This window comes from Mucilaginibacter sp. SMC90, assembly GCF_022811725.1.
GTDB lineage: Bacteria > Bacteroidota > Bacteroidia > Sphingobacteriales > Sphingobacteriaceae > Mucilaginibacter.
In genome coordinates, this window is sequence record NZ_CP094527.1 from 2,115,286 (window position 1) to 2,141,093 (window position 25,808).

General features: G+C 44.0%; 15 protein-coding genes. 14 read left to right on the forward strand and 1 reads right to left on the reverse strand.

Annotated elements, in window-relative coordinates:
* Nucleotides 1-179 precede the first annotated feature (179 nt).
* The 14 genes from MTO98_RS08995 to MTO98_RS09060 all read left to right on the forward strand — a co-directional run bounded on the left by MTO98_RS08995 (nucleotide 180) and on the right by MTO98_RS09060 (nucleotide 25,271).
* Nucleotides 180-3,206, forward strand: a complete 3,027-nt coding sequence (locus tag MTO98_RS08995; RefSeq protein WP_243486319.1) for a SusC/RagA family TonB-linked outer membrane protein — start codon at nucleotides 180-182, stop codon at nucleotides 3,204-3,206.
* Between the two features lie 26 nt (nucleotides 3,207-3,232).
* Nucleotides 3,233-4,630, forward strand: coding sequence for a SusD/RagB family nutrient-binding outer membrane lipoprotein (locus MTO98_RS09000; protein WP_243486320.1), 1,398 nt, complete (start codon nucleotides 3,233-3,235; stop codon nucleotides 4,628-4,630).
* Nucleotides 4,631-4,751: 121 nt separating this feature from the next.
* Nucleotides 4,752-5,690, forward strand: a complete 939-nt coding sequence (locus tag MTO98_RS09005) for a dihydrodipicolinate synthase family protein (RefSeq protein ID WP_243486321.1) — start codon at nucleotides 4,752-4,754, stop codon at nucleotides 5,688-5,690.
* Between the two features lie 6 nt (nucleotides 5,691-5,696).
* The gene (locus MTO98_RS09010) at nucleotides 5,697-6,698 is read left to right on the forward strand and encodes a 4-hydroxyproline epimerase (RefSeq protein ID WP_243486322.1); all 1,002 of its coding nucleotides are present in this window, start codon (nucleotides 5,697-5,699) and stop codon (nucleotides 6,696-6,698) included.
* Nucleotides 6,699-6,870: 172 nt separating this feature from the next.
* Nucleotides 6,871-8,115: an FAD-binding oxidoreductase gene (locus MTO98_RS09015; RefSeq protein WP_243486323.1), complete on the forward strand. Its 1,245-nt coding sequence runs from the start codon at nucleotides 6,871-6,873 to the stop codon at nucleotides 8,113-8,115.
* A 427-nt stretch (nucleotides 8,116-8,542) separates the two neighbouring features.
* The gene (locus MTO98_RS09020; RefSeq protein WP_243486324.1) at nucleotides 8,543-9,445 is read left to right on the forward strand and encodes an AraC family transcriptional regulator; all 903 of its coding nucleotides are present in this window, start codon (nucleotides 8,543-8,545) and stop codon (nucleotides 9,443-9,445) included.
* 36 nt (nucleotides 9,446-9,481) lie between these two features.
* The gene (locus tag MTO98_RS09025) at nucleotides 9,482-11,281 is read left to right on the forward strand and encodes a DUF885 family protein (RefSeq protein ID WP_243486325.1); all 1,800 of its coding nucleotides are present in this window, start codon (nucleotides 9,482-9,484) and stop codon (nucleotides 11,279-11,281) included.
* Between the two features lie 66 nt (nucleotides 11,282-11,347).
* Nucleotides 11,348-12,781, forward strand: a complete 1,434-nt coding sequence (locus MTO98_RS09030; RefSeq protein ID WP_091210983.1) for an APC family permease — start codon at nucleotides 11,348-11,350, stop codon at nucleotides 12,779-12,781.
* A 10-nt stretch (nucleotides 12,782-12,791) separates the two neighbouring features.
* Entirely contained in the window at nucleotides 12,792-15,014 is a 2,223-nt protein-coding gene (locus MTO98_RS09035; protein ID WP_243486326.1) for a putative Ig domain-containing protein, read from the forward strand.
* Nucleotides 15,015-15,209: 195 nt separating this feature from the next.
* The gene (locus MTO98_RS09040) at nucleotides 15,210-16,691 is read left to right on the forward strand and encodes an aldehyde dehydrogenase (NADP(+)) (RefSeq protein ID WP_243486327.1); all 1,482 of its coding nucleotides are present in this window, start codon (nucleotides 15,210-15,212) and stop codon (nucleotides 16,689-16,691) included.
* A 90-nt stretch (nucleotides 16,692-16,781) separates the two neighbouring features.
* A complete protein-coding gene (locus MTO98_RS09045) occupies nucleotides 16,782-18,182 on the forward strand; it encodes an aminopeptidase P family protein (RefSeq protein ID WP_243486328.1) in 1,401 nt (466 codons plus the stop codon).
* A 324-nt stretch (nucleotides 18,183-18,506) separates the two neighbouring features.
* A complete protein-coding gene (locus MTO98_RS09050; protein ID WP_243486329.1) occupies nucleotides 18,507-20,804 on the forward strand; it encodes a S9 family peptidase in 2,298 nt (765 codons plus the stop codon).
* A gap of 15 nt (nucleotides 20,805-20,819) precedes the next feature.
* Nucleotides 20,820-24,422, forward strand: a complete 3,603-nt coding sequence (locus MTO98_RS09055; RefSeq protein ID WP_243486330.1) for a family 43 glycosylhydrolase — start codon at nucleotides 20,820-20,822, stop codon at nucleotides 24,420-24,422.
* Between the two features lie 237 nt (nucleotides 24,423-24,659).
* On the forward strand, nucleotides 24,660-25,271 hold the full coding sequence (locus MTO98_RS09060) for a hypothetical protein (protein WP_243486331.1): 612 nt from the start codon (nucleotides 24,660-24,662) through the stop codon (nucleotides 25,269-25,271).
* Between the two features lie 373 nt (nucleotides 25,272-25,644).
* Here the strand turns inward: MTO98_RS09060 and MTO98_RS09065 are convergent, their stop codons facing one another.
* Complete coding sequence (locus MTO98_RS09065) at nucleotides 25,645-25,782, reverse strand: hypothetical protein (protein ID WP_243486332.1); 138 nt, start codon at nucleotides 25,780-25,782, stop codon at nucleotides 25,645-25,647.
* Between the last annotated feature and the right edge of the window lie 26 nt (nucleotides 25,783-25,808).

Sequence of the window (25,808 nt, forward strand, 5' to 3'; positions counted from 1 at the left end):
TAACGTTCTGTCGGTTATTTATATAAATATAACAGCAAATTAATGCTATTGTAACAGGAATGTTAAGATATGGGTATTATTGGCAAATTTCATAAAAAAATAAGGGGAGGTGTCCGGATAGTTTTACGTGGCTGGAATACAGCGTGTAATACATAGTCATTAACCCCAAATTTTAATTTATGAAGTTTAAACAATTACTAAAGAGGTTTATGTTGCCTTTACTAAGTGTGTTTGTGTTTTGTTACAGCACGTATGCACAAACAGTAACACTAAAAGGAAAGGTAACCGACGAGAAGGGCGAGCCTATAGCCGGCGCTTCCGTTAAGATAAAAAATACAAACATAGGCTCCGTTACCGGTGGTAGCGGCATGTTTAGTATTAATTATACCGGGCAGGGTACATTAGTTGTTAGTGCTATCGGTTTTACCGCGCAGGAAATTAAGTTAACGGGCCAGGCGCAGGTTAATATAGCTTTAGCCGAGGATAATAAAGTACTGAACGAAGTAGTTGTTACCGCGCTGGGCATAAAACGCGATAAAAGGATCCTTACTTACAGTTCGCAGGAAATAAAAGGGGAGTCGCTTGCACAGTCAAAGGAGCCCAACCTGGTAAATGCCATTGCGGGTAAGGTTGCGGGTGTTCAGGTAACAAGCTCATCCGGAACGCCAGGCAGTTCGGCAAGGATCGTGATCAGGGGAGGTTCTTCATTTTATGGAACCAACGAACCTTTAATGGTTATTGATGGTATACCTGTAGATAACTCAGAAACTGGTAGCCTTAATTCGGGGCCGGGTACAAACAGGATTGCCGACATTGATCCATCGATCATTGCCAGCATGAACGTATTAAAGGGTGCAGCAGCTACAGCCTTATATGGTTCAAAAGGCGCTAATGGTGTTGTTATCATCACTACAAAAAATGGTGCCTTAAACAAAAAACCACTGATCACATTTTCTTCTGATTTTTCTTTTGAAAACCCGCTATTGCCGCAAATTCAAAGCAAGTATTCATTAGGTAACAACGGAATTTATTTTGACGGCGAAACTAATAAAACAAGTACCTCATGGGGGGCCGAGATGGATACCCTCAAAATAAACGGACAGCCGGCTAAAACATACAATCAATCTGATCTGTTTTTTAAAACCGGTCATACTTACAACAATACCGTAAACATAGGGGGGGGAGGCAGTAATTCTACTTACCTGGTATCCTACTCTAATTTTAACCAGCAGGGTACTGTGCCAACAACCCAGTTTTTACGCAATACATTTTTTGCAAAGTACAGTGCGCAGGTGCTCAAAAACCTGAATACAACATTTCAGTTAAATTACTCCAATTCACAAAACGACAGGCTGCCCGAAGGCTACGCGCTTGAAAGCCCGGTTTGGACAGTTTTTACAGCACCGGTTTCATACAACCTGCAACCGTATCTGAATGCCGATGGCTCTCAGCGTTTATTCCGTTTCTCCAGGAATAACCCGTACTGGGTTTTGGATAACATCAAAAACCATTCGGGCGTTAACAGATTTTTACCAACCTTCACTGCCGATTATAAACCTTTATCATGGTTAACAATTACTGAAAGGTTTGGTGCCGATGTTTATACCGAAATGGACAGGTACCATGAATCAACCGAATCGGTATCAAACCCTAATGGCAGGCTTGTAGATCAGAATATTAACTATCGCCAGTATAATAATGACCTGTTGATTAGTGCAAACAAACAATTTGGTGATTTTAATATAGACGTAGTATTAGGTAATAACCTGCTTTCAAGCTATTCAGAAAATACTTACGCAAACGGTGTGGGTTTAACCGTACCTGGTTTGTATAATATGGCTTCTGCATCAACGGTTACTTACAAAGAAGGCTCATCATTGCAGCGTAAGATCGGCTTCTATCTGCAATCAAATATCGAATACAAGCGCTTCCTGTTATTGTCGTTAACAGGCAGGTATAACGGAAACTCGGTGCTGTCAACAGCGCATAACTTTTACCCTTATGGCTCTGCAGCAGGCAGTTTCATATTCTCAGAGTTTTTTAGTCCCGAGTTATCAAAGGTGATGAACCTGGGTAAGGTAAGGGTATCATACGGTACGGTAGGTAATGATGGCAGCATTGGCGCGTATGGTTTGTTAACACCGTATAACATTGCTACTATACGAAACCTTGCTTTCCCTTACGGCGGGCAGGCGGGCTTTTTAATCAGCGATGTGCTTGGTAACCCAAATCTTAAAAATGAGCGTATCAATGAATTTGAAGCGGGTTTCGAAGCCGGTTTCTTTAACAACAGGATCAGTCTTGAGGCATCATTTTACAGTAAAAAAACAATTGATGGTATCATCCCGTCAGTAGCACTTGCCCCATCAACAGGGTATGCTTATACAAGCGTAAACTCTGCAGTAATGCGTAACAGGGGTATCGAAGTATTGTTAAGTGCTACCCCGATAAAAAGTCGCGATTTTAACTGGGACCTTACCTTGAACTTTACCCGTAACAGGAATAAAGTGCTGGCAATTTATAAAGACCTGAATCAGTTGGGCAACGGCTTTACCAACATTATTGTTGGCCAGCCGTACGGTGTTATCTATGGCACCCGTTATGCGCGCAACGCTGCAGGTAAATTACTTACAGATGACTCCGGTCTTCCGTATGCTGATGATAACCAAGGTATAATAGGTAATATCAATCCTAACTGGCTTGGCGGTATTAATAACAACTTCAGGTATAAGCAATTTAATTTCAGTTTCTTTTTTGATATCAAACGCGGCGGCGATATCCAGAATAATGTTGATGGGTACGGCTACTTTTATGGTACGCCAAAGGTTACAGAAAACCGTGGCTTACGAGTTGTAGATGGTGTAAATGCTACTACCGGTCAACCTAACACGGTGGCTGTTAATGGTCAGGCCTATTATCAGCGTGCAAACAGCGTATTGGAGTCTGTTATTCAGGATGGCAGCTATGTTAAACTGCGTAACGTTAGTTTAGGCTATACCTTAAAACCATCATGGTTAAGCAAAAGCCCATTCAAATCGGCAACATTTAGTGTAACCGGCCGTAACCTCTGGATCCATGCGCCGCACTTTACCGGCGGCGACCCGGAAGTTAGTTCATTTGGTTCATCAAACGGTTCGCAGGGTATTTACTCATTCTCAACCCCAACCTCAAGATCAATTGATTTTAGCCTGAAAGTTACCCTATAATTCAAAATCATTAATAAGAAATTGTCATGAAAAATAAATATATCACGTTAGTAACATGCGCGTTGGTAAGCTTCACGGGCTGTAAAAAATACATTGATGTAAACCAGGACCCTAACAGGCCTATAGATGTTAAAGAATCGCTGATTTTGGCCCCGGTTGAAGCTGCAATATCACAAAATATTAACGCTGCCGGCGGTGCCCAGCTTGCCACTGTATTACAACAATATCTGCAGGTAATTGCCTTAAACCAGGTGCCACCAAATTTTGGCACTTACCTCATGTACCACCAGGATATGGATGGCGACTGGTATAATTTTTATACCCAGGTAATGAACAACCTTGTTTTATTAAACAAAAAAGCAGAGGCTGATGGTAACGCCAATTATGCCGCCATATCAAAGATATTGCTTGCTTATACGCTTGGTTCGGCTACAGATGTTTGGGGTGATGTTCCGTTTTCAAAAGGTTTTGAAGGGATAGATAACCCTACTCCGGTTTATGATAGCCAGGAATCAGTTTATACACAAATACAAACCCTGCTTGATGGTGCTATTACCGATATTGCCAAAAACAGTACTACAGTACCAGCTGGTGATGATTATTACTATACCGGTGATATGAGCAAATGGAAAAAGGCCGCTTACACGCTTAAGGCGCGTTATTTTATGCACCTTACCAAAGCTCCCGGACATACGGCAGCTGCACAGGCCCAATTGGCCCTTACTGCGCTTGAAAATGGTATGGTAAGCAATGATGATGATATGAAAATGCCTTTTACCGGTGCGGCAGGGGCCGAAAACCCATGGCAGCAAAACTTCCTGCCAGGTTCAACACTGGTGCTTGCGTCAACATTTGTTGATGGCTTTAAAACCCGGAAAGATCCCCGCTTATCAAAAATGGTGGCTCCTGCGGCCGAAACCGGGCTATATACCGGCAGGCAAATAGGTTTGGAAGATATCGGCAGTTTGGAATCATATTCATTGGGTGGTTCTTTTTACGCCAGCGCAAGCTCAAATAACTACATTGTTACTTATTCGGAAGCCTTATTTTTAAAAGCCGAAGCTACATTTGTAATATCGGGTGCTGTTGCGGCGCAACCAGTTTATTTACTGGCTGTTAAATCGCATATGTCAAAACTGGGCATTGCCGATACCGATGTAAGTACATACCTGGCTTCAAGGGGTACTTTAACCAGTGCTAATGCTATGCAGCTGATCATTGAGGAAAAGGGTGTGGCTAATTTCCTGTCGATGGAAAATTATACCGATTGGAGGCGTACAGGCTTCCCTGCTTTAACCAAGGTGAAAAATGCCTTGTCGGATATTCCGCGCAGAGTATTGTATTCACAGTCAGAAATGACTGCAAACCCGCAGCCACAGCAAAGCGCCAAGCTTACCGACAGGGTTTGGTGGGATGCGCAATAGGCGTTATTTAGCAGGCATTATGCCCGTAGGTGGCATTATAGGTTAAAATACGGGCAATGTCTGCTAAATTGTTAAATATTCGTAATTAGTACTATTTTAATTTTGTGAAAAATAATATACAATGATAACTTTTGATTGGAAAGGTGTACTCCCTGCAGTAACTACTAAATTTACAGATAATGATGAACTTGACTTTGATGCTTTTGATATAAACCTGAACGCCCAGCTTGAGGCTGGTGTTGACGGTTTTATTTTAGGCGGCTCGCTGGGTGAAGCAAGCGTTTTAAGCGATGATGAAAAATTTGCACTGCTTGCCCATACCGTTGAGTTTGTTAACGGAAAAGTTCCCGTTATACTGAATATAGCTGAGCAAACCACTAAAGCGGCTGTTGCTTATGCTCAAAAAGCACTTGATAAGGGTGCCGACGGCCTGATGTTATTGCCGCCTATGCGTTATAACAGTGAAGCTCGTGAAACGGTTGCTTACCTTACAACTATTGCAAAAAGCACCGAATTGCCAATCATGATCTACAATAATCCTGTTGATTATAAAATAGAGGTTACTTTAGATATGTTTGAGCAACTGGCTGCATATGATAATATCCAGGCAGTAAAAGAATCAACCCGCGATGTATCAAACGTTACCCGTATGATCAACCGCTTTGGCGACAGGTTCAAGATCTTTACCGGTGTTGACCCGCTGGCTATGGAAAGCCTGGTAATGGGTGCAGATGGCTGGGTTGCCGGTTTGGTTGATGCTTTTCCTAAAGAAACTGTTGCTATTTACCGGTTAATAAAAGCTAAAAGGTATGATGAAGCACTGACTATCTACCGTTGGTTTTTACCTGTACTTGAGCTGGATATTCATCCTAAACTTGTACAGTACATTAAACTGGCCGAGGTTGCAACCGGTATAGGTACCGAAAATGTGCGCGCGCCGCGTTTACCGTTAATTGGTGCAGAGCGCGAAAAAGTTCAAAAAATCATCAATGACGCACTTGCTGCAAGGCCCGAATTACCTGTTGGAAGCTGGGGTAAATTAACCGAAGTAGCGTTATAATAACATATGGCAAGTAAAACTTTCTTTTGTGTTGATGCCCATACCTGCGGCAACCCTGTAAGGCTGGTGGCCGGTGGTGGTCCTACGCTTAAAGGCGATAACATGAGCCAGAAACGCCAGCACTTTTTAAAGGAGTACGACTGGATCAGGACAGGCTTAATGTTTGAACCCCGCGGGCATGATATGATGTCGGGCAGTATCCTGTATCCGCCTCATGATCCGGAAAACGATGTTGCTGTTTTGTTTATCGAAACCAGCGGTTGTTTGCCCATGTGTGGTCACGGAACTATCGGCACGATAACTATTGCTATTGAGGAAGGGCTGATCCAGCCTAAAACTCCGGGCATAGTACGCATGGAAGCACCGGCCGGTCTTGTGTTGATCGAGTACAAACAGGACGGCAAAAAAGTGACCTCTGTAAAACTCAGGAATGTGGCAGCTTACCTTGCCGCAACTGATTTACAGGTTGAATGCCCTGATTTGGGTATGCTTACTATTGATGTATCCTACGGCGGTAACTACTATGCCATCGTTGATCCTCAGCCTAATTTCAAAGGTATTGAAGATTATACTGCAGGGCAGCTGATAGCCTGGAGCCAGGTACTGCGTAAGCGCATTAACGAAAAATACCAGTTTGTGCATCCGCAGGATCCAACTATCAATACCTGTACCCACATTCTTTGGGCTGGTGCTACGCTGTCTGCAGATGCCACTGCCCGTAATGCGGTATTTTACGGCGATAAAGCGATTGACAGGTCGCCTTGCGGAACAGGTACATCTGCCCGTATGGCGCAATGGTTTGCCAAAGGTAAACTGAAAGTGGGTGAGCCTTTTATTCACGAAAGTATCATCGGCAGCAAGTTTATCGGTAAGGTTGAGGATGTGGTTAAGATCAATGATTTTGATGCCATTATACCAAGTGTAGAAGGCTGGGCCAAAGTTTACGGATACAACACCATCAAGATAGATGATGATGATCCTTATGCTCACGGTTTTCAGGTGATATAACGTGTCCCAAACGTCATTGCGAGGAACGAAGCAATCCCCGATCGGCAGGTCCGCCCTGTATAGTTTGGGATTGCTTCGTTCCTCGCAATGACGTTCTGGTTTAATAGATTTAAGAAAGAATTATTAACAAGCTTTCGGCGTTCAGCCTTAAGCTTTCAGCTTAAAATAAAAAATGGCAAAGGTGCTGATAATAGGAGGTGGGATAGTAGGGCTTAGTTCGGCTTATTATTTACAAAAGGCAGGGCATGAGGTTACTGTGCTTGATAAGGGCGACATGACCGATAGCTGCTCATACGGAAACGCCGGTATGATTGTGCCAAGCCATTTTATTCCGCTGGCAACTCCGGGTATGGTTTCGCAGGGTATTAAATGGATGTTTAACAGCAAAAGCCCGTTTTACGTAAAGCCTTCATTAAATCCCGAACTGATTTCATGGGGATTGAAGTTTTTAAAGAAAGCCAATGCCGCACATGTTGAAAAATCGGCGGTTCCGTTAACAGAGCTTTCATTGCTCAGCAAAAAACTTTATGAGGACCTGAGCAAAGAACCCGGCTTTGACTTTGACCTGGTTGAAAAAGGCATCCTGATGTTTTATAAAACCGAAAAGGCAGGCGAAGAAGAAGCACACATGGCCGAAAAGGGCAGGGAATTAGGTTTGGATATGGCAGTACTCAGCGTTGCTGACTGTAAAAAACTACAACCAAAGCTTGAGCTTGATGTGTTAGGCGCGGTACATTACCGTTGCGATGCGCACCTCTCGCCGAACAAACTAATGGCTGCTTTGATCAAACACTTGAAAGCTGTTGGTGTAAAGCTGGTTATCAATAAAGAGGTTACCAAAATTGAAACCAAAGGCGGTAAAGTGAGCCGGGTACTGGCAGGCAATGAAGAGTTTACTGCCGATGAATACATTATTGCGGGTGGCTCATGGTCGCCGGCTATTGGGAGGTTATTGGGTTTAAAGATCCTGCTGATGCCTGGCAAAGGTTATTCGTTTAATGTGAAGGACGACAGCGAAACCATGCATATCCCGGCATTGCTGGCCGAAGCCCGTGTTGCTATTACCCCAATGAACGGTGGCCTGCGCTACGGAGGTACTATGGAACTTGATAAGATCAACGACCGTATCAACATGAACCGCGTAAAAGGCATTGTTGAATCAGTGCCGAAGTATTTCCCGGGTTTAAAACCTGCTGTGCCTGAGCAAAAGGATATTTGGTTTGGTTTCCGGCCATCGTCTGCCGATGGCCTGCCTTATATCGGAAAAAGTAAACAGTATGGTAACCTTACTGTTGCAACCGGGCACGGCATGATGGGCTTAAGCCTTGGCGCTGCAACCGGTTTGCTGGCAAGTGAAATTATATCGGGCAAACCAACCACTATCAATATCAAAGAATTTGCTCCCGAAAGATCTTAATTTAAACAATTGATTACCCTTCCGGCTTGCCGGAAAAACAGGACCGTTCATCAATTATGATGGGCGGTTTTTTGTTTAAATGGGTAACTGTTTTATTACCTATATCATAAAAGGAAGCCTAAAAAAGCAATTTTCGGCGTAAATAAGCTGATTTTCGAGATTTGCATAATAGTTGTCTATAGTACAATTAAAGATATTTTATTCGGTTTAATTTCGGTAAAATCAACTATAGTTTTGATAATAAGTGTTTTAGTAACATTTGTTGAATGTTGTATTTTGTAGGTGAAATTTACTTTTTAGCCTCATTTTGACGTCTGTATCAACCATAAATTATCAAATATTGCCCGTATTTTACCCTTTTAACTTCATTTGTTAGCAAATTAAGTTAAGTAATTGTAAATTCAACAAGTAATAATCAAAGTAGCAGATGAAAGTTTTACAATTTACTATCCCCGTTCCGCACGATAAAAGTGTGATAGCAGAAAAGGTTTGTTTGCCTTATCATTACCCATACCTGCACCGTCATAAAGAAATTCAGCTCACCTGGATCCAGCAGGGTGAAGGTACTTTGATTGCCGGAAACAATATGCATGATTACTCTGCCGGTGATTTGTTTTTAATAGGCGCTAACCTGCCGCATGTTTTTAAAAGTAATCCAGAGTATTTTGCGCCAAATACTAACAAACAAATAGAAGCACTCACTATATTTTTTAATCCGGAAGATGCATTGGCCCCTTTGTTCAATTTGCCCGAGCTTAAGCCAAGCCTGATATTTATGCAGCAGCATCAGCAAGGTTTTAAAGTGCCGCATTCTGTTGTTGACAAAGTATCGCAGATCATGATCGCCCTGCAAAAGGCATCCGGCCCCGATCAGCTTATCCAGTTTTTTCATTTACTTAAAGGGCTTACCAATATCAAAACCAAGCTTGATCCTTTATCTACTTACGGCAACCTGCCGGGCATAACAGAAAATGAGGGGATCAGGATAGGTAATATCTACAACTATATCATGCAGCATTACAGCGAGCCTATTACACTTGAAGATGTTGCGAAGGTTGCATATATGACCCCCGAATCGTTTTGCCGGTATTTCAAAAAGCATACCGGTCATACGTTTATTTCATTCCTGAACGAGATCCGAATTAACGAGGCCTGCAAAAAGCTCATCGCGCATAAATTTGAAAGCATCAATACCGTAGCTTATAAATGTGGCTTTAAGAGCATCACCAACTTTAACCGCGTATTTAAATGCGTAATTGGCAACTCGCCGCGCGGCTATCTCGACTCCTACAACAACAATCTTATCAGCCTTAACAGGGCTGCCAGCTAATAACGGCTTATTCTTTTTACCTCAAACCAAACAATCGTGCTTATTAATACTAAAACAACCATAAAAGGTTTAGCCCTTTATGCCCTTACTTTTGGTGCCCTTACTGTAAACGCGCAGACCGGCCCTGCTGGCAATTTGTATGAACAAACCAGCGAAATTGCCGGTACCATTATCAGGTACGGGCAGGACATGGACGCCATACATGATTTTTATTCGCCATACAACGTTAACGACCGCGCCGAGGAGCAATACAAGCAGCGTGTCATCAACTCGCCCGAGCAACGCAAAAGGTTTGTAGAGGTTGATAACGATTACCTGAAGCAACTGGAACAAACCGACTTTAATGCCCTGAGTATTTATGGCAAGGTTGATTATATCCTGCTGAAAAAACGCATCAACTTTGATCTGAAAGATTTGAAGAAGGAAGAAGACCTGTATAGCCAGGCTGCAAAATACATTTCATTTGCCGATGAGATCTACGCGCTTGAACAAAAACGCCGTCGCGGAACATTTGTAGACGGAGAAAAGGTTGCAGGCGATTTGAACAAGATCCTGAAAGAGCTTAAGGCCGATACTACGGCTTTTCACAAACTCCCATCGTTGGATATGCCCGTGGCTAAAGTAACTAAAGCCGCTTTAGTAGGATTAAGAGGGCGTTTAAAAGATTTTTTTGGCTTTTATGACAAATACGATCCTTCATTTACATGGTGGGTACCCGAACCTTACAAGGCGCTTGATAGCGCGCTGGGCAGGTACAGCGAACTGGCTATCAGTAAAGGTAAGTTGAATACCAGCCAGAAAAGCGATAGCAGCGGTATCAAAGGTGTGCCAATTGGCAGGCAGGAGCTGATTAACCAGCTGCAGGCCGAAATGATCCCTTACACGCCCGAAGAGCTTATTAAACTGGCCAATAAAGAGTTTGCGTGGTGCGATAAGGAAATGCTGAAGGCATCGCAGGAAATGGGTTTTGGCAGCGATTGGAAAAAAGCCCTCGAAAAGGTAAAAAATAGTTATGTGCCTGTAGGCCATCAGCCCGAGTTGATTGTTAAATTATATAATGATGCTATCAGCTTTATTAAAGAGCGCGACCTGATCACCATACCTCCGCTGGCCGAAGAAACCTGGGGCATGGTGATGATGTCGCCTCGGAGACAATTGGTTAACCCGTTTTTTACAGGCGGCAAGGAGATCAGTATCTCGTACCCAACCAATACCATGCAGTATGACGACAGGCTGATGAGTATGCGCGGCAACAATCCTTACTTTTCAAGGGGCACCGTGCAGCATGAGCTGATTCCGGGCCATAATCTGCAATATTTTATGAATAGCCGTTATAAAGCCTATCGCCAGGATTTTGGTACCCCGTTCGCCATTGAGGGATGGTCTTTATACTGGGAGCTATTGTTATACGATAAAGGCTTTGCCAAAACACCCGAGGAACGCGTAGGTATGCTGTTTTGGCGCATGCACCGTTGTGCAAGGATCATATTTTCGCTTAACTATCATTTGGGTAACTGGACCCCGCAGCAATGCATCGATTTTTTGGTTGACCGCGTAGGCCATGAAAAAGCTAATGCCGAAGGCGAAGTAAGGCGCTCGTTTGAAGGAGGCTACAGTCCGCTTTACCAGGTGGCTTATTTATTAGGTGGTTTGCAATTGATGGAATTGAAAAAAGAATTGGTTGATAGTGGTAAAATGACCTATAAGCAATTCCATGATGCTGCCATTAAAGAAAACCTGATCCCGGTTGAGATGCTTCGTGCTACCTTAACCAACCAGGCATTAACCAAAGATTTTACAACAAGCTGGAAATTTTACGATTTCGGAAGCAAATAGTTAATAAAACAGCATTAATGGAAAGCTGAAAGCTTTATGCTTTCAGCTTTTAGCTATAACAAAATTATGGAGAACAGCACTTCTTTTAAGCCTTCGTTGCGGTTAATGGATGCCACCATGCTGGTGGCGGGCAGTATGATAGGCTCAGGTATTTTTATTGTGAGCGCAGATATTACCCGCAATGTGGGCAGTGCAGGCTGGCTGCTATTTGTTTGGCTTATAACCGGTTTCATGACCCTTACCGCCGCCCTGAGTTACGGCGAACTGAGTGCCATGTTCCCGAGGGCTGGAGGTCAGTACGTTTACCTGAAGGAAGCTTACAGCCCTTTGGTTGGCTTTTTGTACGGATGGAGCTTTTTTACTGTGATCCAAACGGCGACTATAGCGGCAGTAGGTGTGGCCTTTGCCAAGTTTACCGCGTACCTCATCCCGCAATTAAGTGAAAGTCTTGTTGCTGTCGATCTCGGTTTCGTGACCATATCACCGGCACAGTTGCTTTCCATTCTCGTGATCGTGTTCTTAACTTATATCAATACCCGCGGCGTTAACAGCGGTAAAATTGTGCAGACTATTTTTACTATGGCCAAGCTGCTGAGCTTGCTGGGTTTAATTGTGTTCGGCCTGTTTTCTTTAAAAGCTTCGGTATGGAATGAGAACTGGAAAAACGCCTGGAGCATGCATAGCCTCAGCGCAAATGGTTCCATTGCTTCGTACACTACCATTGCTGCCCTGGGTGCTATTGCATCGGCTATGGTTGGCTCTATATTCAGCAGTGATTCATGGAACAATGTAACTTTTATTGCAGGCGAGATCAAAAATCCGAAAAGGAATATCGGTTTAAGTTTGGCGCTGGGTACGCTGATCGTGACGGTGATCTATATTTTAACCAATGTGATGTATACAGGCGTACTTTCACTGCATGATATAGCCTCGGCTGATAAGGACAGGGTAGGTGTGGTTGCTTCGCAGCACATCTTTGGCAGTTCAGGCACAGTGATCATAGCATTGCTGATCATGGTATCCACCTTTGGTTGTAACAATGGGCTCATCATGTCGGGCGCGAGGGTTTACTATTCGATGGCTAAAGACAGGCTTTTCTTTAAAAAAGTAGGCACACTGAATAAAAATTCGGTGCCGGGTTTTGGTCTGTGGTTACAGTGTGTTTTTGCCTGCTTGTGGAGCCTGAGCGGTAAATATGGCGATCTGCTGGATATGATCTCGTTTGTGGTGGTGGTTTTTTACGTGCTTACCATTATCGGGATTTTTATCCTCCGCAAAAAAATGCCCAATGCCGAGCGACCTTACAAAGCATTCGGTTATCCGGTGTTACCGGTTATCTATATCATTATGGGGATAGCTTTTTGCCTGTTGCTCATTAAATATAAACCGGCCTATACTTATCCAGGCCTGATCATTACTTTAACCGGCATCCCGGTTTATTACCTGATAGGCGGCAGTAAACAGCGCAAAGCTGCCGAGCTCCCTGTTGAAAGTTTATAGACTATCATTCATGAAAAAGATCTTATCGCTGCTATGGCTTATCACAATGGGCATAGCAGCTCATGCTCAAAACGGAAACTTTGTTAAGCTAAGCACAGCTAAGTTTTCAACCGGTAATGATGCAACCTGGAAAGAAACCGGTTTTAACGATACACAGTGGAAAAGCATTAAAGTTGGCGATGTATGGCAAGAGCAGGGCTACCCCGATTATCACGGCTTTGCCTGGTATCGTATCCATGTGGTTATTCCATCTGCATTAAAAAAGCAATCGGTTTGGGGCGATAGCCTGCGCGTATTCCTTGCCCATGTTAATGATGTTGATGAAACTTATTTTAATGGCAAGCTGATCGGTAAAACAGGCGCGTTCCCTGAAGATAAGGGCGGTTATGTGAGCAAATGGCCTGCAGTACGTAATTATTGCGTTGCAGCAAATGATCCTGCTATTAAATGGGACGCGGAAAATATCATCGCTATTAAAGTGTACGATGGTGGCGGTTCGGGCGGTATTTTTATGGGTGCACCCTATATCGATATGCTCGAAAAATTTGACGGCATCGTTTTCACTCAAACCGAAATTAGCTTTTTACCCAATGCGCAGTCCGTACGTAAATTGACTGTAAGTAATAGTTTTAAAACTAATATCACAGGCAAATTTCATTACCGGATAGTTGACGAGGTTACTCAAAAAACGATTGCCGAAAAAACAGTAAACGCAAACCTGCCATCATTGGGCAAGGAAACTTATACGCTTGCTTTTCCGCATCGTGAGGGCATCAAGCTGTTTTATGAATTTACTGAAAACGCATCCGGCAAAACCAAAGCTTTTGCTGAGATTGCCCCGTACCTGCTCACTCCCAAAGCATCGCTTAAACCAATGATCAATGGTGCTGCAGTTTTAGGTGTACATCCCGGTTCGCCGGTACTTTTCAAGATTCCGGCAAGCGGGCAAAAGCCGTTAAAGTTTACAGTTAAAAATCTGCCGCAAGGTTTAAGCTTTGATCCTAAAACAGGCATCATAACCGGTAACGCACCCAAGGCCGGAAATTACCCGTTATCAGTTTCTGTAAGCAATGCTTTAGGGAAAAATGAAAAAACATTGACCATTAAATCGGGCAAACTGTTGGCACTTACCCCGCCCATGGGCTGGAACAGCTGGAACTGTTGGGGATTAAATGTAAGTGACGAAAAGGTAAGGCTTTCGGCCAAAGCCATGGTTGATAAAGGGCTCACCGAATACGGCTGGAATTACATCAACGTTGATGATGGCTGGCAGGCACCCGCAAGGCAACAGGATGGAGCAATAGCAGCAAATGAGAAATTTCCGGATATGAAAGCCCTTGGCGCGCACCTGCATCAACAGGGCCTAAAGTTTGGTGTTTATTCGTCACCGGGAGCTAAAACTTGCGGCGGATACCTTGGTTCATTAGGGCATGAGGGGCAGGACGCAAGTACTTATTTTAACTGGGGTGTTGATTATTTAAAGTACGACCTGTGCAGTTATTCAGATCAAACGGCAGGTGATACCACGTTGTTAGCCCAGCAAAAGCCGTACATGGTAATGCGCGATGAACTGGCAAAACAACAGCGGGATATTGTTTACAGTATTTGTCAGTACGGCATAAAAGATGTTTGGAAATGGGGCGCACAAATGAACGGCAACCTGTGGCGCACTACCGAGGATATTACCGATACCTGGGAAAGCCTTTACGGCATCGGCTTTAGCCAAACCAATAACGCGGCCTTTGCCGGGCCGGGAGGCTGGAATGACCCCGATATGCTCATATTAGGCAGGGTAGGCTGGGGCGAAAACCTTCATCAAACCAATTTGACACCCTATGAGCAGTATACCCACATGAGTTTGTGGAGCCTTTTATCAGCACCATTATTAATTGGCTGCGATATGGACAAGCTTGACGAGTTTACGCTCAATATGCTTAAAAACAGGGAAGTAATTGCTATAGATCAGGACGTGGCAGGCAAACAGGCTGTACGGGTGATCAACGATAAACAGATCCAGGTTTGGGTTAAGCAACTGGCCGATGGGAGCAAAGCTGTAGGCATCTTTAACCTCGGCGAAAAATATTCAAAGTATGATCTTGATCTGAAAAGCATAAAAATGGGCAAGGCCAAAGTGCTGCGCGATATCTGGCAGCAAAAAGATATCGCCAAAAATGTTGCTAAGGTATCCTGCAATATCCCGCCGCATGGGGTAAGGCTTTATAAAGTGATGTAAGCCGTTGATAGTTTGACTATTGATGGTTATTGTGGTTGACCATTTTTTAATCAATTTTGTGATTTTGGTAAAAAAATAAGATAAAATCCTGCTATAACTGGTTAGGAATCTTCAGCACACATCCTAAAAGGTTAAATATATTTGCTCTCGCATATTAATGGCGTAAGCCGTTCATTTTTTATTAAAATATCTGCTATGGCTAACTTTAAAGAAGCAAGTGTCGAAGAAATAAATATCATCATGCAGCAATCGCAAAGTGCGTTTGAGGCTTATCAAAAAACAAGTGCCGAAGAAAAAGCCCTGTTTTTAGAAGCTATTGCTGATGAAATAGAAGCGTTGGGCGATGCCCTGCTGCAAAAAGCAGCTGAAGAAACTAACCTTCCTTTACCCCGCTTAACAGGCGAGCGCGGCCGTACAACCGGTCAGCTGCGCATGTTTGCAGGCATGCTGCGCGAAGGAAGCTGGGTTGAAGCCAGCATTGATACCGAACTGCCAAACAGAACGCCACTGCCACGTCCGGATCTCCGTAAAATGCTTGTTCCCCTGGGGCCGGTAGTTGTTTTTGGTGCAAGTAATTTCCCGTTTGCATATTCAACAGCGGGTGGTGATACGGCCAGTGCTTTGGGCGCAGGTTGCTCGGTTGTCGTAAAGGCACACCCTGCCCACGCCGAAACTTCAGAATTGGTTTACCAGGCTATCAAAAAAGCGATAGTTAGCTGCAACATGCCCGAGCATGTTTTTCAACATGTACACGGTACTTCGTTTGAAAGTGGCAAAGCCTTGGTACAGGCAGATCATACAGCTGCTGTCGGCTTCACTGGTTCGACGGTTGGTGGTTTAGCTCTGTTAGATTACTCATCGAAACGGAAAAAGCCTATCCCTGTATTTTCGGAAATGGGGAGTATTAACCCGGTTATATTTTTACCGGATACCTTAAACAAAAACGCTGCCGACCTGGCTGCACAATATACAGGCTCCATTACTTTAGGCGTTGGCCAGTTTTGTACCAATCCCGGCTTAATGCTGGCTATTAAAGGCGAGGGCTTGCATAACTTTTTCACCCAGTTGGGGAATGGCATTGCGGGTGTTAAACCGGCTAAAATGCTGCATGCCGGTATCCATTCGGCTTACGAGAAAAAGAGCCATGCCGCTTTGGAGCAGGACGGCGTAACGAGCGTAGTAAAATCAGCAACAGAAGCTGTTGATATTGAAGCGCAGCCAACTATAGCACTGGTAAGTGCCGAAACTTTCCTTGAAAACCATTTGTTACACGAAGAGGTGTTCGGCCCATACTCATTAATGGTGAGCTGTGAAGATGAAAAGGAACTGATTAAAGTATTAAAATCCGTATCGGGTCAATTGACTACTACTGTTATGGGTACCGATGAAGATTTTGCAGGGCATTCAAACCTGTTACAATTATTGCCTTCGATAGCTGGTAGGGTGTTGTTTAATGGCGTACCAACAGGTGTTGAGGTTTGCGCAAGTATGGTGCATGGAGGTCCGTTCCCGGCCACTACCGATAGCCGTTTTACCGCTGTAGGTATCAACGCAGCTAAAAGGTGGGTACGCCCGGTTTGCTTTCAAAACTGCCCGGATGCATTGTTGCCGCTGGCTTTACAACAGGCTAACCCAACAAAGATCTGGCGCTTGTTTGACGGCGAATGGAAGAAATAGTACGGCGTTAAACGTCAACAGATAATCAAATTTCAATTATACTTGCACATGCCGGCAGCCTTAAGTTGCCGGCATGTTTAATTTTGTGTTATGAAACTTCAACTTTTTGATCAGCAGGTTTACGTACAGCGCCGCAATGTTTTAAAGCAAAGCATGGGCAGCAATGGCATCATCGTTTTGTTAGGGAACGAAGAGAGCAGCATGAACTATAAAGATAATACCTACCTGTTCAGGCAGGATAGCAGCTTTCTATATTACTTCGGACTTGATGTAGCCGGTTTGGCTGCCATTATTGATACGGATACAGGCGAAGAAGTGATCTTCGGGAATGATCTTACCATTGATGATATCATTTGGACAGGTACACTTCCCTCGGTTGGCGAAATGGCTGCACTGGTTGGCGTTACACAAACCAGGCCTTATGCCGAGATTAAGCATTACATTCATAAAGCAATTACCGGTAGCCGACCGGTTCATATCCTGCCGCCTTATCGCCCCGAAAACAAGATCAAGCTGGCCGATTGGTTAAACACCAGTCTGGAAGATGTTGCCGGTCGCGTTTCGTTACAGTTGGTAAAAGCTGTAATAGCTCAAAGAGTGATCAAAACCCCGCTGGAGGTTGCCGAAATAGAAAAGGCTGTATCCATTAGCGTTGATATGGAGCTGGCAGTTATGAAATATGCCCGCCCCGGTATCAGGGAATATGAGCTGGTTGCCAAAGCCCATGAGGTAGCTATCGCCAACGATTCACGTTTAGGTTATCCAGCTATCATCACCAAACATGGCCAAACTTTGCATACGCATTATTACGGGAATGTTTTGGAAGAGGGCGATATGGTTTTGAGCGATATCGGCGCAGAAAACGCGATGCACTATGGCGGTGATCTGACCCGTACTTTCCCCGTAGGCAAGCAGTTCAGCACCCGTCAAAGGGAGTTGTATGATGTGGTGTTAAATTCGATGGATCATGCCATCGGTATGCTTAAGCCGGGCGTCCGCTATAAAGATGTGCACATCCAAGCCTGTCAAAAACTGGCCGAGGGCCTTAAACAGGTAAACCTGATGAAAGGGGACCCCGCCGAGGCTGTTGCTGCCGGCGCTCATGCCATGTTTTTTCAATGCGGCTTAGGCCACATGCTGGGCATGGACACCCATGACATGGAAGACCTGGGCGAACAATACGTTGGTTATACCGATACGCTGAAGAAGGAAACTGTTTTCGGCCTAAAATCATTAAGGCTGGGCCGTGAGCTGGAGGCAGGTTATGTGCTTACCGTAGAGCCAGGTATCTATATCATCCCTGAGCTGATAGACCGCTGGCAGGCTGAAAAGAAATTCACTGAGTTTATTAATTACGATGTGCTGAACACTTACCGTGATTTCGGCGGCATCCGTATTGAGGATAACTTTTTAATAACCGATACCGGCAGCCAGCTATTGGGTAAATACCTGCCTAAAACCCGCCAGGAAATTGAGGCGTTAAGAGGATAGTTTAATAATTCATAGGAGGCTCCGCTGGAGCCTTTTTATGCAGTTTAATCGGGCTATAAACATGATACTCCTACGGAGTTTTATTAAGAGCAAACATTAAAAACTCCGTAGGAGTATCATGTTTATAGCAGAATAATAAAATTTGTATTTGACTCCATAGGAGTCTCCTGATTAAAAGCGATTTTTCCATCATTTAATAACGAAACAAATCGGCCCGCATCTGCAAAGATGCGGGCCGATTTTGCTAAATGCCTGCTATGATGTGTTAATTTATGGAAACATCATTTGGCCAATGTTGGGTACTTTTACGCAACACTATAACTTATGGCAAGGTATCACCAATATTTACTGTTAACTGTTTTTTTAGCAGCCGCGGGCAAATCAGCCGATGCACAACAAAAAGCTACTCCTTATTATCCCACTCATGCGGAAGTGCTGCAAAACTATAAAGCAGCGGATGCGCTTGATTCAGCATTAAAAAAGGTCGCCTACGTTACCAACGTGCGGCCTAACTGGCAGACCGGCAGTAACCAATTCTGGTACAGTAAAAGAATTGCCAATAATCAAACAGCGTACATTGTTGTTGAACCCGAAAAAGGGACTAAGAAAACGTTGTTTGAAAGCGGACAGCTAACTGCTGAGGTAAGCAAAGCAACAGGTAAACCCGTAAAAGATGGCGGCTTCCGGATTGAAGATATGTTTTTTAGTGCCGATAAAAAGCAGGCTACTTTTAAAACAAACAATACCTGGCTTAAGTGTGATCTGGCCACGCTTCAATGCAGTAAAACTACCGATACGGTACACCAAAGTTATGATAATGATAAACCTTTGCAGGTACACCATTACCGCTGGGAAGGCATAACTGCCGATTCTGTTTCACCTGATAAACAATGGACGGCTTTTGTAAAAGGCGGTAATATTATTGTTAAATCGCTTAAAGGTTCAACCGAGATCAAATTAACTACGGATGGCAATTTAGATAAGCCTTACGGTGAGCTTACCTGGTCGCCGGATAGTAAGCACCTGGTGGGTTACCGCATCGATCCCAAAAAAACAAAAGAGGTTTATTACCTGCTGAGCTCGGTACCGGGTACTACTCGCGCTGTGCTTAAATCGCATGAATATGATCAGCCGGGCGACGAATTTACCTCTTACCAGCAATACATATTTAACATTACTGATAAAAGCGCTGTAAAAACAGATGCTGAAAAGATTGATTTTTTTGGTGCTCCGCGGTTGCACTGGCGCGATGGTAACAGCCGTTACTTTACTTATGAAAAGGCAGATCGCGGGCATCAGCGTTTCAGGGTTATTGAAGTAGATATTACCAACGGTAAAACCCGTAATATCATTGATGAAAAAACAAATACTTTCATTTACGAGCAAAGAATTTATACTTATTACAGCGCTAAAACACACGAGATAGTTTGGGTAACCGAAAAAGACGGATGGCGTCATATTTACCTTGTTGATGAGCTAACCGGTAAAGAAAAACTGGTAACCAAAGGCGATTGGGTGGTACGTGATGTTGACAGCGTTGATGTTAAAAAAAGACAGATCTGGTTTAAAGGAAGCGGTAAAAATGAAGGTGAGGACCCTTATTTTATGCACTACTACCGGATCGGTTTCGATGGTAAAAACCTTACCGATCTTACGCCCGAAAAAGGCAACCACAGCGTAACCTTCTCGCCCGACAGGAAATACTACATCGATACTTATTCCGAAGTAAACATCGCTCCTAAAGTGCTGCTTAAAAACACTGCCGACCTGAAAACGGTAATGGAACTGGAACACACCGATTTGACAGGTCTTTTAGCTACAGGCGTAAAACTGCCTGAGGTATTTGTCGCTAAAGCGAGGGATGGCAAAACGGATATCTGGGGTGTGGTTTACCGCCCGGCCAATATGGATCCTAATAAGAGCTACCCTGTAATTGAAAATATTTATGCCGGTCCGCAGGATTCATTTGTGCCCAAAAGCTTTTCGGTTGTTAACGAGATGCAAAGTATAGCCCAGCTGGGTTTTATTGTGGTGCAGATGGATGGGATGGGTACAGCCAACCGCTCAAAGGCCTTTCATGACGTATGTTGGCATAACCTTGCCGATGCCGGTTTTGCAGATCGTATTTTGTGGATGCAGGCACTTGCCGCCAAGTATCCGCAGGTTGATATCAGCAGGATAGGCGTTTACGGAACATCGGCCGGCGGGCAAAATTCGGCAGGGGCATTGCTGTTCCACCCTGAGTTTTATAAAGCCGCGGTATCTGCCTGCGGTTGTCATGATAACCGGATAGATAAACAATGGTGGAATGAGCAATGGATGGGCTATCCGGTTGGACCGCATTATGAGCAGCAATCAAACATTACCAATGCAGGCAAATTACAGGGCGACCTGATGCTGATTGTAGGTGAGGCCGATAACAACGTGCCGCCCGAATCAACTTTTCGTTTTGCGGATGCGCTGATCAAAAACAATAAAATGTTTGATCTGCTGGTGGTTCCGGGCATGGGCCATAGCGATGGCGGGCCATACGGACGTAAAAAGAAACGCGACTTTTTTGTAAAGCACCTGCTTAACGCCGAGCCGCCTGCAAGGAATACAGATGAATTGGCGCATAATTAAAATTGTTTTATAGATATGAGGGGGAGGTTTCGGCTGATAGTATTTATTTCCTGGAGTTTATGTATAACCGCTTTAACGGGTTATTCCCAGCAACAGTCGGCCACAGCTCCGGGAAATGGCAACCCCATCATTCCTGGCTACTTTGCCGACCCAACTGTGCGCAAGTTTGGGGATACCTATTACATTTACGCAACTACCGATGGTAATGGCGGCGGACATGGCCCTTCGCAGGTTTGGACATCTAAGGATTTTGTAAACTGGACCATGCATGACATGAACTGGCCAACCTCCAATTACTACTGGGCTCCCGATGTCATTAACGGTAACGACGGCAAGTATTACATGTACTATTGCCAGCCGGTTGATATTTATGGAGCGTCGTCCACAAGCCCTACCGGGCCATGGACTCCCTTGCTGCCCGACGGCAAATCCATGATCCCCAATTATTTTATTCCCGGGGTGATCACGCTGGATGGGCAAACGTTTAAAGATGACGACGGTAAGATCTATATGTTTTGGGGTACCTGGGGCATCTACCCCGATCATGGTTGTGGTGTAGGTTTGCTAAACCCCGATATGCACACATTCGTCAAAACGGCAAAGATCCCCAATACCATCGCCAAAGATTTTTTTGAAGCACCTTTCATGTTTAAACGGAAAGGCATCTATTATTTCACCTACTCATCTGGCCTTTGCGAAGACTCCACCTACAGGGTGCAATATGCCATCAGCAAAACCGGGCCAATGGGGCCATTTGAGTTTGGTAAAAACAACCCGGTGTTGAGTACTAATAGTGATGGAACGATCCACGGACCGGGTCATGAGTCGGTAGTGCAGGTTGGGGATGATTTTTACATGGTATATCACCGGCACAACAACCCGCACTCCAACGGGGGCTATCACCGGCAGGTTTGCGCGGATAAGATCATATTTGATGCCGATGGCAATATCGAAAAGATCGTCCCGACACACCTTGGCGTTGGCTTCTTAGGGAAGAACAGTATTAATGCCCCTGATGAGGCCTATCAGAAAAAAGTTACCGCATCTTCTTTCTACAATGAAAGCTATAAACCATCCTTTGCGGTTGATAACAATAATGGCACACTTTGGAAACCTGCCGATAATGGCGCTAAACCCGCATGGCTTACCATTGATTTGGGAGCTGTGAAAACAGTACAACAAGTATTAACCCAGTTTGAATATGCCACCTGGTATTACCAATACCTGATAGAATCATCGGTAGATGGAAAAAGCTGGCAGGTGTTTTCTGACAGGAGAGAAAATCAACAGCACGGCTCGCCGATGGTAGATTCCGGGAATACTAAAGCGCGGTTCATCCGGTTAACCATAACAGGGACGGAATATCCCGGTTTGTATAAGGCAATTTGGAATGTAAAAGTTTATGGCGAACAGGTTGTAACAGGAACTGCCGCTGATGCAAGCAAAGAAGAATTATCTAAAACTATTTCACCAAAAGCCTCGAAAACTATCCCAGACGGTAAAGATGGCTTATTAGTAAACCTGGATGCCGCTAATTTCCAGGCTGGCGAAGCTGTAACCAAATGGAATAATAACGGCGCATTGGGCGGCAATTTTACAGCAACAGGTAAATCTCCGGTTGTTGATATCATCGCCGGCAAAAAGGCATTGGTATTCAACGGCACACAAGCGCTTGAATCATCAGTTGCTGTGCCCCGGTCGCTTGCAGGTAATAACAGCTATACGGTATCATATGTAGTTTATGCTGATCAGATCAAAGATGAGGATCCAGTATTAAGCTGGACGAATGGCGAATCGGATCATCGCAGTGCTACTTTTGGTTTCGGCAGTAACCGCACTGCAGGTGCGGTACAACACTTCGGTGTTTCCGATTTCCAATACAAAACAATGCCAACTGCCGGGAAATGGCACCAGGTGGTTGTTACTTTCGACGGCTCGTTTGAAAAACTATTTGTTGATGGCGAGATCAACAATACCGAAAATAAGATGCTGTTTTTGCAACCGGCAGATAAGTTCATTGTCGGCGCTAAAACAAACCGTTCGGCATATTTTTCGGGTGCTATCTCCTCCCTCAAAATTTACGACAGGCCATTGGCTGATAGTGTAATAAAACAATGGGCTTTACATCCCGCAAAATCTGATATCGCTGTTTACCTCGATGCGGCAAAACTTAACTATGGCCCGCTTCAAAAATGGACTAACAACGGCGATGCAGGCGGAGCTTTTCAGCCTGCTGATGGACAAGGCGCAGAAGTAATGGATATTGCAGGTAAAATAGCCGTTAACTTTGATGGCAAAAGCCCGCTTATGTTTAATAATGATATTGCTGTCAATGGTAAAGAAGGTTACAGCGTAGCATTAAGTGTTTACCTAAGTGCATCAGCGCAAAACGCCGCGATCCTGCGATCTCAATTGTTAAAAGAGTCTTTCATCAATGCGGGTAAATATTTGAGTGCGGGCCAATGGCATTACGTGATAAAAACTGTTAGCGGCAATGCAGCTAAATTATATGTAGATGGTGCTTTAATTTCAACAACATCAAATACAGATAAGCTCACAGGTAAGCTCTTTTTGGGCGATGGTTTTAATGGTGCAATAGCTAATCTTGTGTTCTTTAAACATGGTTTATCCTCGGCAGAAATTAAACAGCTAAGCCTTGGTTGGAAACAAAACTATCATCCACCTGTACCAGGTTCGTTTGTTTTCAAAACCATTCCCACGGCTGTAACACCGGGTATGGTTGAAATGAAGGCACCTGGTTATGCTTCGGTAAAGTCAAATCTTCAGTATGATTTTATTAACGAGGCAGACAGCAGTAAATCGAGCGGCTGGCAGGCTAATCCGCATTATATCAGTTATGGGCTTACGGCCGATAAAAATTATACTTACTCATTTAAGGTAAAAGATAATTACGGTAACGTAAGCTTAAAAGCTAAAGCGTTGCCTGTGAGTACATCATCAGCATTGTTTCATGTCGTTAAAGATCAGTTTACGGTTAACAGAGACTTTGCCGGTGACGGTACCGCAGGCACTATATGGGATGGAATAATTAGCAGCCCGGATAAACAGGCGTATAAAGTACTTAGTGGGGATAATATGCTCACACTGGAGTCAAAAGGCTCAAATTGGGATGGGATTCTGCCTTACGGCCCATTTTTGTACAGCAATGTTTCGGGCGATTTTGTGGCCGAAGTAGAAGTTGCTGAAGTAAGCGGCCTTAAAGAAAAGAAGGTAGCCGGTAACAGTGATATGGGCCTGATGGTACGGAAAGCCAAACAACCCGGCACTGAAGGCAGCGAGAACCTGATCCAGAACAGTATTTTCCCTGCCTGGAACTGCGGTAACATGCTCACCAATTATAAAACCGGCGACCGCATGCAAACCAACACTCAAACGGGCTGGAATTATAACCGCTACTTACAGATCCAAAAATCTGCCGACGTGTTTTACATCAGGAGCAGTAGCGACGGCATCCATTGGGCAGACCTGCCCGGAAGCCCGGTGTCAAGACCTGACTTAAACGTTGGTGATTTGCAGATCGGCCTTTATCACAGTACCTATGGCCCGCATCGTTCGTACGTTAAATTCAGCAATTTTAAACTGATAACAAGAAACTAACAGATGGAATTATTTATCGGTAATAATAACCGGTCTATCGATACTTAACATTTCTTAACACTTGGCCGCAGCATATTTGGGCTTTGTTTTACGCATGTTATAATTAGTAAGCCATGTTTTTTATTAAACATGGCTTACGTTTTTTTGGCACTACCGTATTTTACTGTTTAGTGGATACGATATCTGCACTTTCTTAAACAGATTGATGTAACTTTAACCCTTATCATTACCAAAAAGATGCTTCAAAACCGCGTAGATCCATTTGGACAGCTCATTAAAACGCCGGAGCGCGGCACCTGGCTTGGTAACCGCGGCGTAATTCATAATGACGACAAGGAAATTGTACGTGCCTTTAAAATTAAAGCATGGATAACCTGTGTTTTGGAGTTCAGGGGCCGTCATCGTGAAATTATGCAGCCCAACCGCTGGACGGAATTATTTTTCTTTGATGAAGCCACTGCTTTTTCGGCCGGGCACCGTCCCTGTTTTCAATGCCGCTTCAAAGATCATCAGCGGTTTAAAGAGTTTTGGCTAAAAGGGAACCCGCAATATGGTTTCGATATGAAAACGCCGGTATCCCAAATAGATGAGATCTTGCAAACCGAACGTATAGCTGCTGATAAATCAAAAGTTATTTATGAAGAAAAGCTAAGGAGCCTGCCTAACGGTGTCTTTGTAGTTTACAATGGGCATCCACATTTGCTCAAAGATGATCGGTTATATCTATGGAGCCCTGCCGGGTATAAAAAGGAAACTGCAATGCCTCATGTGGATATTGTTCAGGTATTAACGCCCCGGTCAATTGTTAATATGTTCCTTGCCGGGTATGTACCGCAAATGGGCACTTGAAGTTTATTGCCAACAGCAACAAACGTAAGGCATTGAATTCGATAACTCCCGGTTTTTGAGATACTATTAAAGATATCAAACTAAGAAGATGGTAAACAGGTCTTTGCTAATTGGCGCTACCGGGCTTGTTACCCCGCAACAGGCGATGGAATTATCTTTAATTGTCAGTGATTTATCTGCTTTAAAATAAGCGCCAGGGCTTTTACATCCGCTTCCATCCATTCAATTCCCCCATTCGTCGGTACAAAATTTCATTTTCCTGTCCTGAAGCTAACTTTATACCATCAAATAATAATTTGATCAGTGATAAGGTTTAGGTTAGAGCTTCCAAGCAGCGAGTGCAAGGAAGCTTCTTATTTTGCCCGTACCTGATCTAAAGATAAACATCCCTCATCCGGTTCATCCATACAATTTCCCAATTCACCGACACATGATTGTTAAAATCCCCGTTCATCATCACTTTTGATTTATAATTCAGGAGCAGGGACACTGAGTTATAGGTTTTTTTCATAAAGATGAAGCACCTGTGCGCAATGT